Origin of the sequence: Psychrosphaera aquimarina (genome assembly GCF_032461525.1) — a bacterium.
GTDB classification, from domain to species: domain Bacteria; phylum Pseudomonadota; class Gammaproteobacteria; order Enterobacterales; family Alteromonadaceae; genus Psychrosphaera; species Psychrosphaera aquimarina.
Genome location: NZ_JAWCUA010000007.1, coordinates 549,476 through 562,847, shown reverse-complemented (window position 1 = coordinate 562,847; position 13,372 = coordinate 549,476). Strand labels below are relative to the sequence as shown.

The 13,372-nt window shown below is 37.0% G+C and carries 13 protein-coding genes and 1 tRNA gene; 12 read left to right on the top strand and 2 right to left on the bottom strand.

Annotation, left to right across the window (positions count from 1 at the left end):
* Window positions 1–8: 8 nt before the first annotated feature.
* From secG to RT723_RS09050, 7 genes are all read left to right on the top strand, one after another.
* Window positions 9–395 (top strand): preprotein translocase subunit SecG, encoded by a 387-nt coding sequence (secG, locus tag RT723_RS09080; RefSeq protein ID WP_216054328.1) that lies wholly within the window; start codon window positions 9–11, stop codon window positions 393–395.
* Between the two features lie 9 nt (window positions 396–404).
* Window positions 405–489, top strand: a tRNA-Leu gene (locus tag RT723_RS09075).
* 116 nt (window positions 490–605) lie between these two features.
* Window positions 606–1,844 carry a leucine-rich repeat-containing protein kinase family protein gene (locus RT723_RS09070; RefSeq protein WP_315946751.1) on the top strand — a complete coding sequence of 413 codons (1,239 nt, stop codon included), beginning with the start codon at window positions 606–608 and terminating at the stop codon, window positions 1,842–1,844.
* A gap of 41 nt (window positions 1,845–1,885) precedes the next feature.
* Window positions 1,886–2,158, top strand: a complete 273-nt coding sequence (locus tag RT723_RS09065; protein ID WP_315946750.1) for a putative quinol monooxygenase — start codon at window positions 1,886–1,888, stop codon at window positions 2,156–2,158.
* Window positions 2,159–2,356: 198 nt separating this feature from the next.
* Window positions 2,357–2,644, top strand: a complete 288-nt coding sequence (locus RT723_RS09060; protein ID WP_315946749.1) for a response regulator — start codon at window positions 2,357–2,359, stop codon at window positions 2,642–2,644.
* Complete coding sequence (locus RT723_RS09055; protein ID WP_315946748.1) at window positions 2,613–3,902, top strand: HD-GYP domain-containing protein; 1,290 nt, start codon at window positions 2,613–2,615, stop codon at window positions 3,900–3,902. The genes RT723_RS09060 and RT723_RS09055 overlap by 32 nt, the downstream gene beginning before the upstream one ends.
* A 2-nt stretch (window positions 3,903–3,904) precedes the next feature.
* A complete protein-coding gene (locus RT723_RS09050) occupies window positions 3,905–5,308 on the top strand; it encodes a GAF domain-containing sensor histidine kinase (RefSeq protein ID WP_315946747.1) in 1,404 nt (467 codons plus the stop codon).
* 95 nt (window positions 5,309–5,403) lie between these two features.
* Here the strand turns inward: RT723_RS09050 and RT723_RS09045 are convergent, their stop codons facing one another.
* Entirely contained in the window at window positions 5,404–7,212 is a 1,809-nt protein-coding gene (locus tag RT723_RS09045; RefSeq protein WP_216054323.1) for a cation:proton antiporter, read from the bottom strand.
* A gap of 321 nt (window positions 7,213–7,533) precedes the next feature.
* On the opposite strand from RT723_RS09045, the gene RT723_RS09040 reads away from it, so the two are divergent.
* Genes RT723_RS09040 through RT723_RS09020 form a run of 5 tightly spaced genes read left to right on the top strand, consistent with a single transcriptional unit; the run spans window position 7,534 to window position 11,403 of the window.
* Window positions 7,534–8,187, top strand: a complete 654-nt coding sequence (locus RT723_RS09040) for a response regulator (RefSeq protein ID WP_315946746.1) — start codon at window positions 7,534–7,536, stop codon at window positions 8,185–8,187.
* Window positions 8,188–8,189: 2 nt separating this feature from the next.
* Complete coding sequence (locus tag RT723_RS09035) at window positions 8,190–9,503, top strand: sensor histidine kinase (RefSeq protein ID WP_315946745.1); 1,314 nt, start codon at window positions 8,190–8,192, stop codon at window positions 9,501–9,503.
* A 31-nt stretch (window positions 9,504–9,534) separates the two neighbouring features.
* On the top strand, window positions 9,535–9,891 hold the full coding sequence (locus tag RT723_RS09030; RefSeq protein WP_315947182.1) for a cupredoxin domain-containing protein: 357 nt from the start codon (window positions 9,535–9,537) through the stop codon (window positions 9,889–9,891).
* Window positions 9,881–10,672, top strand: coding sequence for an FTR1 family protein (locus RT723_RS09025; protein WP_315946744.1), 792 nt, complete (start codon window positions 9,881–9,883; stop codon window positions 10,670–10,672). Before RT723_RS09030 ends, RT723_RS09025 begins: the two co-directional genes overlap by 11 nt.
* Entirely contained in the window at window positions 10,669–11,403 is a 735-nt protein-coding gene (locus RT723_RS09020; protein WP_315946743.1) for a hypothetical protein, read from the top strand. The genes RT723_RS09025 and RT723_RS09020 overlap by 4 nt, the downstream gene beginning before the upstream one ends.
* Window positions 11,404–11,513: 110 nt before the next feature.
* On the opposite strand, the gene RT723_RS09015 is transcribed toward RT723_RS09020, so the two are convergent.
* Complete coding sequence (locus tag RT723_RS09015; RefSeq protein WP_315946742.1) at window positions 11,514–13,319, bottom strand: protein-disulfide reductase DsbD; 1,806 nt, start codon at window positions 13,317–13,319, stop codon at window positions 11,514–11,516.
* Between the last annotated feature and the right edge of the window lie 53 nt (window positions 13,320–13,372).

Here is a 13,372-nt window from a genome sequence, read left to right as displayed (position 1 = left end):
AAACAAGCATGTACGAAATTTTAATTGTAGTTTATTTAGTAGTCGCTTTAGCATTAATAGGTTTAGTGTTAATCCAGCAAGGTAAGGGCTCAGATATGGGCGCTTCATTTGGTGCTGGTGCTTCAGCAACTTTATTCGGTTCAAATGGTTCTGGTAACTTTTTAACTAAAACAACCGCTATATTAGCAACCTTGTTTTTTGTCATCAGCATCTTCTTAGGTGGCATGACGTCAAATACAATCAAAGCTGAAGACGATTGGAATGACCTTTCAGTTCCTGTTGAAACTAAAACAACAGCTCCTGAAACTGATATGCCAGCAATCAATAATGCAGACTCAGATGTTCCAGTAACGCCAGCTGCAGAGAATAAGTCTACAGACGTACCTGTAAACTAAAAAATATTTGCGGATGTGGTGAAATTGGTAGACACGCAGGCATGAGGTGCCTGTGCCGCAAGGCGTGAGAGTTCAAGTCTCTCCATCCGCACCATTACAAGGTTCATTAAGAACCAATAAAGCCAGAATTGCTAAATTAGCCTTCTGGCTTTTTCATTTCTAGCGCTCTCTTAATTGTTAATAGCTTGTTAAAATTGGAACCGAATAAATATGCATACGCTGGCACAGTTAAAATCAGGTGAATTACTTGGTATTAAAAAGTTAACACTGTCTGAAGACTTAACTGAATTTCCACTTGAGATCTTGTCATTGGCGGATAGTTTGGAAGTGCTGGATTTATCCAATAATCAACTAACTACTTTACCTCCTGAGTTAGTGCAATTAACGAAGCTTAAAATTATCTTTGCTTCAAACAATGGCTTTGAAACGTTACCAGAGGTGCTTGGTCGGTGTGACAATTTGGAGATGATTGGTTTTAAGGCAAACCAAATTAAACATGTACCTGCTAACTCCTTACCCGCTAAGTTACGTTGGTTGATATTAACTGAAAATCAGATTGAGCAGTTACCTGACTCTTTGGGTGAGCGACCAAAGTTACAAAAGTTGGCATTAGCGGGCAATAAGTTAACGCATTTACCTTTGACTATTTCGAAGCTTCATAATCTTGAGTTAGTTCGTATATCTGCTAATAACTTAGTTGACTGTCCGGTTCAGTTATTAAATTTACCAAAGCTTGCTTGGTTTGCTTTTTCAGGTAATCCCTTTAGTCGCTCTACGCTTAAGGTAGACAATGTTCCAATCTTACCTGCATCAAGTGTTGTTTTGCACAATATATTGGGGCAGGGCGCATCTGGCGTGATTTCACGGGGCAGTTGGCGAGATAAACAATGGCAGTTCCCTGAAAATATTGCGGTAAAGGTGTTTAAAGGCCAAGTGACTAGCGACGGTTATCCGGAAGATGAATTACAAGTTTGTTTAAAAACAGGTAATCATCCAAATTTGATTAAGTCTTTGGCACAAGTAAATGATGACGGTTATTTGGCCTTGATCATGAATTTAATCCCTGAGCATTTTGCAAATTTGGGGTTACCTCCTAGTTTAGAGACTTGTACGCGAGATAGATTTCCTGCTGGTTTTACGTTAAATATAAAACAAATCGCTAAAATCGTTGAGCAAATGGAAGATGTGTTTGAGCATTTACATGATAACCAAGTTTGTCACGGTGATTTATACGCTCACAACACTATGTTTGATGATGAGGCTAATATTATATTTGGTGACTTTGGTGCAGCGACTATGTACCACATGCTAACGGCAGAGCAGCAATCTTTGATCAGACAAATAGAGCAGCGTGCGCTAAATTATTTTATCGATGACTTACTTGGTATTTGTAATGTGGCAGACCGAGAAAACGAATTGTTTTTTGCCTTAAAAAACAAATTACACTAGTTTACATTTATTGCTTTTTTGTTTGAATATTGGGTGGCGTGATGGCGATTATCGTTGCAGGCAGTTTAATGATTAAACCAACTTACCGTGAAGAGTTCTTACTTCAATCTTGCGAAGCTATTTTACAGGCGAGAGCAAATGAAAGCTGTATTGATTTTTCAGTTTGCGCAGATTCAATTGAGCCAAATAGAGTTAATATATTTGAACTTTGGCATTCAAAACAAAGCTTGAAAGCATTTAGGCAAGCTGGAAATAATCAAGCCATTTTTAATTTAGTGGAATCGTTTTCAGTCAATGAATATGAGGTTACTTAGCCAGTATAATCTTTGTTTATGTCATCACCACTTATTTAATATGGATATTTGATTAAAAAACAATAAATATTAGTTTTAGCTAATGTTGACTTTCCCACCTTTTCTAACTAAACCTTAATTAACCGCTATAAAGTAATTCAACCCACTTTTTAAATATCTGAACAAGGATCATGTTAGTTATAAACATGAGAGGACATTATGCTGTTTAATAATAACGCTTCTGCTGAAATGAATAATATCAAACCTACATGGAAAGTATTAATTGTTGATGACGAAGAAGATATTCACGTTATTACCAAATTGGCACTAAAGCGGTTTGAATTAGATGGGAAACGCCTAGAATTTGTTAGTGCTTACGACAGCCTACAAGCTAAAGAAATCATAAATCAACAAAATGAATTTTCTCTAATTTTCCTAGATGTTGTGATGGAAACCGATCACGCAGGTTTGGATTTTGCCAAATGGTTACGAGAAACAAAAAAATAAATTCAGTCGAATTGTGCTTAGAACCGGTCAGCCGGGTCAAGCGCCTGAGGAAGATGTCATTATGGAATACGACATTAATGACTATAAGCAAAAAACAGAACTCGACCGCAAAAAGTTATTTACAACCGTTGTTACCGCTTTGCGAGCTTACCGTGATCTTCTTGCGGTTGAAGACTCTCGTCAGTATGAACGTAAGTTTAGGCATGGACTAGAACAAGTTATTGAAGCCACCTCAGACATGCTAAAAAGAAAGGACTTACAAACATTTTTTGATGGTTTGTTACAGCAAGTGATGAGTATTTTACATATTGATAATGATGGTGGGCTGGTCAATGTATCTGTTGGTGCAGGCGCCGGTACAAAATTAAAAAATCAGGGGTATGATCTCATTGCGAAAGTGGGAGATACCGAGCAAAGTGAACTTACCCCACAGGTGATACAACTACTAAATACAGCAAGTAAAATTAAAGAAAGCATCTTTGAAGATAATATTTATGTCGCTTATTTTCCTTCAACCACTGAAAAGTCGAGCTTGTTATATTTAACCGGGATCAGCCTTGAAGATATCCATGAAATAGACATTCAAATGTTAAACATGTTTTGCAGAAGTGTTGGGATTGCCTTTGATAACTTTTTATTAAACCAAGATATCATCAACACTCAGGAAGAATTACTTGTACGTTTAGGTAATGCGGTGGAATCTCGTTCTAAAGAGTCGGGAAATCATATCAAGAGGATGTCGGATTATTGTTACTTGTTAGGTCAAAAGCTTAACCTGTCTGAATTTGATTGCATCACACTTAAACAAGCTACGCCAATGCATGATGTTGGTAAGATTGCGACACCGGATTCGATTTTATTAAAACCAGGTAAGCTTGAGTCAGACGAATTTACCATCATGAAATTACATACTCAGATTGGATACGATATCCTTAAAGATTCTGAATTACCTATTTTGCAGGCAGCTGCCATTATTTCGCAACAACACCATGAAAAGTATGATGGTACAGGGTATCCCAATAACTTTAAAGGCGAAGAAATTCACATTTATGCAAGAATCGTTGCTGTGGCCGATGTGTTTGATGCGCTGGCACATAAGCGATGTTATAAAGAGCCTTGGCCATTAGATTCAATAATTACTTTATTGGAAGAGGAAAAAGGAAAACACTTTGACCCTATGGTTGTTGATGCATTTTTACAAAACTTAGATGAGTTTCTGGCCATTAACGAAAGGTTAACCGGTGAGGATCAATTGTAGTTATGTCTCCAGATACTCAAACTCAACTAGAAAATAATACCGAACACAATGACGCTGTCATCCAAGCGCTGTTAACCATTAGTGAATTATTAAATCAAAAAGCAACGCCGCAGGTTTTATATCAAAAAGTGCATAAGACCATTAGTAAAATAATGGACATTAAGAATATTGCGATAGCACTGTATGATGAAAATAAACAAGAAGTCACGTTTGATTATGTGGTTGATGAGAAAGATGGAGAAAGGTTTATTGGGCAAACCGTTCCTTTGGGCCCCGGCCTCACGTCTTACTTAATTAATTCTAAGCAGCCACAAAGGTTAAGTAAGGCCGACATTCTTGAGTTACAGAAACAAGGTAAAATTGAGTATGCACTTGGTACTCTAAGTGAAAGTTGGATTGGCGTACCTTTTATAAAAAACGATACAATATATGGTGTGTTAATTGTACAGAGTTACAGCTTAAATACGATTTACACAGTTGAGCATCTAAAGTTACTTACTTTTGTCGCCGCACATCTTACCAACGTGATCATCCACAAGTTATTTGTTTTAGAACAACAAATGATAAAACAAGAACTCAGGCAAAATATCAGCCTTATTAAAAAACAAAACAAACAACTTGAGAGTACGATGTCGCAATTAAAAGCGACACAGAAAGAGTTGATCCAAAAAGAAAAAATGGCATCACTTGGTAAACTCGTTGCTGGCGTTGCCCACGAAATAAATACCCCGCTTGGTGTTTGCGTAACAGGTATCACAAACCTATCTCATTTAACCAAAGGGGTTCAAACTAGCTTCAAGCAAAATCAACTTAATGCCCAAGATCTTACCGAATTTTTAGAAGATGTGGGGGATAGTTGCTCTATCATCGAGTCAAATTGTTTACGGGCTGCTGACTTAATCAATAGCTTTAAGAAAATGGCGGTGGACCAAGGCAGCTTGAACATCAGACGATTAGATTTGAAACAGTACATAGAGGAAATACTGCACTCACTTAAACCTATGTTTAAATCTTTGCCGCATGAAATCACGGTTGATTGTGAAGCTGATGTTACGCTTGAGTCGGTTGCAGGAGCCATTTCACAAGTACTTACTAACTTAATTCAAAATAGTTTAGTTCATGGTTTTACAGATACAAGTAAAGGGCATATCAATATCAGTGTCACCCAAGATGATAACGAGATTGTCATGGTATATCGTGATGATGGGTTAGGGATGAATGAAGATCAAATCAAACATATATTTGAGCCGTTTTACACCACCAAGAGAAACCAAGGCGGGAGTGGGTTAGGTGCGCATTTAATTTACAATCTGGTCACCACCACATTACAAGGACGCATTACGCTTGAAAGTGAAGTGAATAAAGGGGTTACTTATACTATTTATTTACCACTAACGGTTAAATAAGAAAAATCCAAGCCGGATTAACTGGTACTTCAATTTGGGTTTAAAGTAACAAAGTACAGCTTTAGCTGTACTTTGTTTTACAATCAAATTCAGGACTACTTGAGTATCGTTACTTTTGGAGGTTGCATAGCGATGATCATATCTCCTACATCTGGCACGTATTCACCGCCAACAGTAAATGGGATCACTCGTACATAATCTTCTTCATCAAAATGCTGTAATACAAATAGTGGAATAGCTTCTTTGTTTACTTCTAAATAATTCTCCCAGTTAAATGCTTCGGCTAATTTAGTGGCGCTGACTTTGCCGCCTTTCGCAACTAAGCTACTTAACACAGAATACGATGCATTTTCACCAAACAAATTTTGACGAGATAAAAAGGTTAAACTGTCTTTATTCGCTTTAGAGTGGGCACTTGAAGACTTTAATGAATACACGTTTTTCTCTTCTAAAATATGAGAGAAATACTGCACTCCCAAGGCATTATTATGCCTGTTTGGCGAAAGTCCAATTAAGGTCTTTAAGTTTGACATAGGTAAAAAACGTTCAGCTTGTGCAGATTGTGGATTACCAAAATAACTCTTTAACCCATCCATACGTGCCAGACGACAGTTTTCCCATGCTGGGTCAGATAGATATACATCTACTTTTTGCTCTTGTAATACTTTAGCTATCGCACGGGCAATATGATTAGCACCAATAATTAACACTGTAGATGGTCGTTTTTGACGTATTTTTAATAACTTAGCAATTGGTATCGCCGTTAAGCTTTGTAGCACAACAGTGACGATGATAACTAAGAAAATGATTGGTACTATTTTATCGGCTCCTTGAATACCCGCTTTACTCATACTTAAGGCAAAGACAGAGCCAACTGCTGCAGCGACAATACCTCTTGGTGCAATCCAAGCCAATATGGTTCTGGCGCGCCAATTTAAGCTAGACTTGTAGGTTGATAATGCAATGCACACAGGGCGAGCAACAAACAATACTATTAACATGAAAAAGAAAACGTTAGGCCCTAACAAGAGTAATTCGTTTAACTCTAAACGTGCGGCTAATAAGATAAATAAAATCGAAATTAATATTTGTGACAGGTCTTCTTTAAATTCAAGAATTGAATCTAATTCTAGGTCGTCTTGATTTGCCAAGTAGATACCAAAAACCGTTACTGCTAACAACCCGGATTCATGACTAATAGCGTTAGAAACAGTAAAGCTAATTAAGACTAAAGATAACACCCCAAATTTTTGTAAGTTGTATGGCAGCCACTCTTTTTGAATTATTAAATTGGTAATATAACCGGCAATAATACCAATGGTTAGACCAAGTCCAACGGTTTTCACCAGAGCGACGGCTGTATGGCTAAATATATCTGAGTGTCCAGATAACATAACGGCTTCAAAGACTAATACGGCAAACAAAGCACCGATAGGGTCGATTACTATGCCTTCCCAACGTAAAATGCGGTCTATCTCTTCAGTCGGTCGCATCGCATTTAACAAAGGCGCGGTTACCGTAGGACCCGTAACTACAAGAACGGCACCAATTACCGCGGCAATTCGCCAATCAACATCTAATAACCAATAACAACTAAAACCAATAATAATGGCTGTTGCTATCATGCCAATTGAACAGAGGTTTCTAACCACATTGCCAATGCCTTTTAATTCTTTGAAGTGCAGGGTGAGTGCCCCTTCAAATAATATAATCGCCACCGATAATGAGATGATAGGAAATAATAAATCACCAAAAATGGCATCAGGATCAACAATAGAAAAACCAGGGCCTAATAATAATCCGGTAACTAATAAGAATAGAATAGCAGGTACGCGCGCGACCCAAGCGAGCCATTGTGCAAGTAACGCACATAAGCCTATCCCTGCAATATATAACGCCGTCATCTAATACCCTTTAATTTTTAATAGTGTGGTTAGTTTGGTACACATATTATATGAGGTGAGTTATTTAGTATGTGATTAAACTGCTCTTTGGCAAAGTTATTTATACAAGAGATTAATTAACTGCTGTTTAATTAGCCTTTTCTTAGCGTTGTAGATTACTATTTTTATCAAAATATTACGGCAGAGTTTAGGTGGTTTGAATGATCTATTGTAAAGTACTGAGATGTTAAGTATGTACTTTATATCGTGTGTCGTTATTTCAAGTACGAATTACAATAAACGTTCAATGGTGAGATTAGTTTTTGCAAAACGGTAAAAATAATGAAGATATTGTTGGTTGAAGATGACATTAACTTAGCTGAAGCCTTAGTGAAGTCACTGCACAATGAAGGTTACGCGACTAACCATGTCAATAACGGATCTGACGCTTTATTGAGTATAAAAACTCAAGACTGCGATATGGTTGTATTGGATTTGGGCTTACCAGATATAGATGGAACTGAGGTACTTCGTAACATTAGGAAACAGAAAAATCCAATTCCTATTTTAGTATTAACCGCCAGAGATACCATTGAAGATAAGATACAAGGGCTAGACTTTGGCGCAGATGATTATTTACCTAAGCCATTTGAAGTTAAAGAACTGTTCGCCCGTTTAAGGGTAATAGAAAGACGATTGGGGACAGTGAACACGTCTATTATTGAAGTTGCCAATGTTGTGTTAGACATAGCATCACATAAAATCACTTGTGATGACGAGGTGATAGAGTGTTCTCGTAAAGAGTTCATGGTACTAAAATCATTAATGGAAAATACCGGCAGAATCCAATCAAGAGAACAACTGGAACATAACTTATATCAATGGGGAGAAGAGGTCGCGAGTAATGCCGTTGAAGTTCATATCCATCACTTACGTAAAAAATTACCTAAAAACTTTATTAAGACAATTAGAGGTGTTGGTTATCGTGTTGGTTAATAATGATATCGATTAAACGCTATCAAGTGTTAATGATCACATCCATTATCACTTTGGTGTGTTTTACTGCGGCTATCCAAGGGTATAGGGCCAGTATGAAAAAAGCAGATTTGATGTTCGATCAAGAGCTTGTTTCAATGGCTAAATTCATGCTCAGCTTTAGCGCTGGAAAAGAACGAACTAAAGTCGAAGGTAATGAAAACTTTGCATTTCAATATTGGCAAGCAAACAAGTTGATTTTTAGTAGTAACAATTCCCCAACACAACCTTTAGCTGACTTTAAAGCGGGTATATCACAGGCTAATTTTGCCGGTAAGCGTTGGCAAATATATTCTCAATATAATCCAAATGATGATATTTGGGTATTTACTGCTCATCCTTCTCAACGACGAGTTGAATTAGCCGAGGTGATGACACTTTCTGCTATTACCCCATTAATTTTGAGCATTCCATTTTTAGCGCTGTTGATTTATTTTACGGTAAATCAAAGCTTAAAACCTTTAATCAGTTTGTCTTCAGCATTGAAACTAAAAAAAGAAAATGACTTTGATGTCTTACACATAAAAAATAAAAGTAAAGAGCTAAAGCCGGTGATCAACACGCTTAATCAATTATTAGTGAGACTAAATAGTGCTTTTATCAGAGAAAAACGTTTTGCATCTGATGCCGCTCATGAACTAAGAACGCCCCTAAGTGTACTTAAGCTTAATTTGTTTAATATTGTTAATGAGTTAAAAGATGTTGAAAGTGGCGAAAGTTTGTCTCAGTTGCAGCATGGGGTTAATCGGATGACCCATGTCATTGAACAAATATTGTTACTAAATCGTACATCACCGGAGTCATTTCAAGCCAACTTTAAACAACTCGATTTAGACCTGATCTGTAAAAATGTCATTAAAGATATATACCCTGACATTCTAGCAAAAAAACAAACGATTGAATATTTTGGTTCAAGTGAAACTGTGATGTGTGATGAGTTTTCAATTTCGACTTTGTTACAAAACTTAATTGGTAATGCGATTAAATACACCGAAGAACACAGCATAATAAAGGTTTCTTTATTTAAATCTGGGCATAATGTGGTTCTACAAGTTGATGATTCAGGAGAGGGGATTCCGTCAACAGAATACGCTCGTGTGTTTGACCGTTTTTACCGAGTAGGTGGTGACCAACATCAAACCAATACCATAGGTTGTGGATTAGGTTTGGCTATTGTGCAGCATATTGTTGAATTACACGGGGCGACTATTTCACTATCTCAGTCTCAATCTTTAGGTGGCTTATCAGTGACAGTGAAGTTTCATCAATATGATTAAATCATCTTCAATAAACCTATTACATCTTAGCATGACACTTGTATTGTTATTGCCAATGCTGGTCAATAGTAAAACCCCAGAGGTCAATGTGACCTTACATAACCATCTGTTTTATCCTGCTGTCATTATTATACCGAGCGATCAAAAAGTGAAGTTAGTGATAGAGAATAAAGATGACACCCCAGAAGAGTTTGATAGCTTTGATTTGAATAGGGAAAAAGTTATTTTTCCCCATAAAAAAGCAACTATATTTATAAGCCCGCTTTCGGTTGGTGATTATTCCTTTTTTGGTGAATATAATCCGAATTCAGCTAAAGGGATTATTCGTGTCGTGGACGCGAATAAGCCACAAAAATCCTCAATATCAGGGGATGAAAATGTTAATTAATACCGTCATTCTTTTTTTACGCGACGCATTACCGATATTTATTGTATTTGTTTTGTTATTGGGCTTGTTTGAAGAAAAAATAAAACCGAGGTCTTGGTTGTATTTCGCACTCATGTTGGGAATAACATTGGCCTTAATTTTATTAGTGAATATAAATTGGGTGTCTGAATTATTAGATGGAACAGGTCATGAAACACTCAATGCCTTATTGATATGCATCAGTTATTTTATATTGATTAGTTTAGTGGTGATAGCGAACAATTCAGGGGTATCCATTCATAAATTAACCGCGTTATTGATCATCTCAGGGGCATTAAGTGTTATCACTAACGGTACCGACTTTTTAATTTTTTTAACCGGTTTTTGGTCAAATACGGATAATGCAACCTCATTGAGTCTAGGGATAATACTTGGATTTGGGATTTGCATTAGTATTAGTGTTCTTATTTATTTTTTAATTCATTATTTAAAAGAACGCTTCTCTGAAAAAATAATTCAAACCATCCTCATTTTATATAGCGCAGGTCAACTCTCCAAGGTCACTATTTTATTAGCCCAAGCAGATTTACTACCAGCCACAGCTATCGCTTGGAATTCTGATGTTTATATTTCTGATAGCAAAGAGCTAGGTCACCTTTTAAGTAGTTTAATAGGTTATGAGTCTTCACCTACCTATTTGCATGTAATTACCTATTTGCTCGCGATTATCGTGCCTTATATTTACTTTCTAAAACAGAACTCGAATAGAAAAATAACCTCCTGTGAGGAGCCGAATACATGAAACAAAATTACTTTCCATACTTGTTCACCTTGGCGCTGGCGGCTTCAAATATATCAACACCAGCCTTGGCAGATGGCGTGGTCGTCGATAAGGTCTATCACCCTTATGTATTACCAAATGAACGAGAAATTGAGTGGCGCATAATTGCTCGTGAAACTGAGCTTGGTAACTTATTATCACAGCGATTTGGCTATGGACACTCCGTCACAGAATACCTTACATTAGAAGGATATTTAATTGGTGCAAGACGAGGCGAAGCGGATGGCCCCAAATATGATGGCGACTTTGTATTAGATGGCTACGAATTTGAAGCTAGGCTGATGTTATCAGACCAAGGTGAGTACTGGGCAGACTGGGGTGTAATTGCTGAATTTGAAAAAAAGCATAATCAAAGCAGTTATGAAGTCACCTCGGGATTAGTGTTTGAAAAGGAAATCAGGCGTACCAGTTTAACGTTAAATATGTTTTTGGTTTATGAGTGGGGTGATAAGGTAAATAATGAGATGGAAACTGAATTTAGAGCTAAATATCGTTACCGTTGGTTACCACAATTTCAACCCGCATTAGAGTTATATACTGGCCAAGATTACATTGGAATAGGCCCTGCATTTATGGGGATACAACGTTTTAATGGTCAAAAGCAGTTAAAGTGGGAAGCTGGTTTTATTACAAAGCTCAGTAATACCGGAAAAGATAATAGCTTTAGATTTGCTTTGGAATATGAGTTTTAATCCTGTTCTTGTACCTTATTGCTACATAACAACTATATCCTCGAGCTAATGAAGCTGGTTATTAGGTCAAGAATATAGTGTTTAAATATAAAACTAAATTGCCGCCTGTATTAATTAAACGCGTTATTAATATGTGCGGTAAATTTATCAGCGCCTAAAAATCCAGTTATCCTATCTGCAGTAAGTTCTTTACCTGAATGATCAAATAATAAAATAGTTGGTAACCCTAATACATTAAAGTGTTCCATCACTTCACGGCTTTGGTCAGATGCAGTGTCGGTTAAATCAATTTGCAATAACACCACATTGCTGGTGGCCGATTGCACCGCTGGATCGTTAAATGTGTACTTTTCAAATTCCTTACAAGCGATACACCAATCTGCATATAAATCGACAATGACGGCCTGTTGATGGTTTGCCGCTTGCTCAATTTTTAGTTGTAGCTCAGCCAACGACGCAACCTTAGTGAAGTGATGCCTTTGTTGCTTAGTACTTACAGCAGACCCATTAGATGGCATTACCAGCTGATACCCTTGATTTAAGCCTACAAACATCAGTATAAATATTAATAAACTGCGAGCACCAAACCAAAACGATCGTTGGCTATCTAGGTTTATAACGTATAAATAAGCGCTGAAGGTTAGGGTTAATGTGATCATTAGTAGCTCTGAATATAGCGTTGGTAAAATACGGTCTAACAGAAGAATCGGAACGGCTAATAATAAGAAGCCAAATATGTTTTTAATAATATTCATCCAAGCACCTGCTTTTGGCAGTAACATTCCGCCTGAGCTACCTAAAATGATTAATGGTAATCCCATCCCCATACTTAATGCATATAATGCAGAAGCGCCAACCACAACGTCACCACTTTGTGCAATGTATATTAATGCGGCAGTTAAAGGCGCTGTAGTACATGGTGAAGCTACTAAACCTGATATCACACCCATCATTAAAACACCTAGGTATGAGCCACCTTTTTGATTGTTACTTAGGCTATTTAGTTTTTGTTGCCATTTAGACGGCAAAGCTAAGTTAAAAATGCCAAACATAGAAAGTGCTAAAAAGATAAACAATAAACTCAGACCAATTAACACGGCAGGGTGTTGGAAAGCTGCTTGGAATTGCATCCCTGCAAACGCAACAATAATGCCTAGTGCTGTGTAGGTAATGGCCATGCCTTGCACATAAGACAGTGATAAAAGAAAAGCGCGTTTAACCGAAAGAGTATCGCCTTGGCCAACGATAATACCGGTTAATATTGGATACATAGGGAATACGCAAGGGGTGAAAGACAAACCTAAACCCAGTAAAAAAAACATTAACAAAATGAAGAAGATATTTTCATTTTCTAACAATTCATTTAATTTGAAGTCAGAAAAGGAAAACTCTTTATATGCAGCCAATACACTATCATTAATGGCACTTTTATTATCATTAGCAAACGCACTTGAGCTATTAAATACTTGTTCGTTTATGTCTATTTTCAAAAACTGAGGCGGGTAACATAACCCACTTTCTGCACAACCTTGGTAAGCAAGTTGTAACGAAGCGTTTTGTTGTACTCCTGTTAACGGGATCTTAAATGATAGGTTGTTGCGGTAAATTTCTTGCTCACCAAAATATTCATCGGTATGAAGTTCACCTTTTGGGTATTCAATATTGGTGGAATCTAGATTGTTAAAACGCACTAGCAATTTGTTCTTATATAAATAATAGTGCTCAGCAATTTCAATGGTTACTTGTATCGAATTCGCTGTTCTTAATGTAGTGGGTATAAACGCTTGTTCAGCGGTTAAAAATGTATCATCAGTTATGTTCGATAAGTTAGGGAAACCGCTACTATGTGCCGCAGTGCTGAGCAATAGCACGGCAATCAATATAAAGGGTGCAGACAGTATGTTTTTTAGAGTCATAAATTAATTGCCTTGTTTTTTATAAATAAATAAAAATGATAAAAGCTGGCGTG

Excerpts from the sequence above, each read along its gene's own strand:
- secG (WP_216054328.1), top strand. The coding sequence starts at position 9 with ATGTACGAAATTTTAATTGTAGTTTATTTAGTAGTCGCTTTAGCATTA.
- RT723_RS09070 (WP_315946751.1), top strand. The coding sequence starts at position 606 with ATGCATACGCTGGCACAGTTAAAATCAGGTGAATTACTTGGTATTAAA.
- RT723_RS09065 (WP_315946750.1), top strand. The coding sequence starts at position 1,886 with ATGGCGATTATCGTTGCAGGCAGTTTAATGATTAAACCAACTTACCGT.
- RT723_RS09060 (WP_315946749.1), top strand. The coding sequence starts at position 2,357 with ATGCTGTTTAATAATAACGCTTCTGCTGAAATGAATAATATCAAACCT.
- RT723_RS09050 (WP_315946747.1), top strand. The coding sequence starts at position 3,905 with ATGTCTCCAGATACTCAAACTCAACTAGAAAATAATACCGAACACAAT.
- RT723_RS09045 (WP_216054323.1), bottom strand. The coding sequence starts at position 7,212 with ATGACGGCGTTATATATTGCAGGGATAGGCTTATGTGCGTTACTTGCA.
- RT723_RS09040 (WP_315946746.1), top strand. The coding sequence starts at position 7,534 with ATGAAGATATTGTTGGTTGAAGATGACATTAACTTAGCTGAAGCCTTA.
- RT723_RS09035 (WP_315946745.1), top strand. The coding sequence starts at position 8,190 with ATGATATCGATTAAACGCTATCAAGTGTTAATGATCACATCCATTATC.
- RT723_RS09030 (WP_315947182.1), top strand. The coding sequence starts at position 9,535 with ATGACACTTGTATTGTTATTGCCAATGCTGGTCAATAGTAAAACCCCA.
- RT723_RS09025 (WP_315946744.1), top strand. The coding sequence starts at position 9,881 with ATGTTAATTAATACCGTCATTCTTTTTTTACGCGACGCATTACCGATA.
- RT723_RS09020 (WP_315946743.1), top strand. The coding sequence starts at position 10,669 with ATGAAACAAAATTACTTTCCATACTTGTTCACCTTGGCGCTGGCGGCT.
- RT723_RS09015 (WP_315946742.1), bottom strand. The coding sequence starts at position 13,319 with ATGACTCTAAAAAACATACTGTCTGCACCCTTTATATTGATTGCCGTG.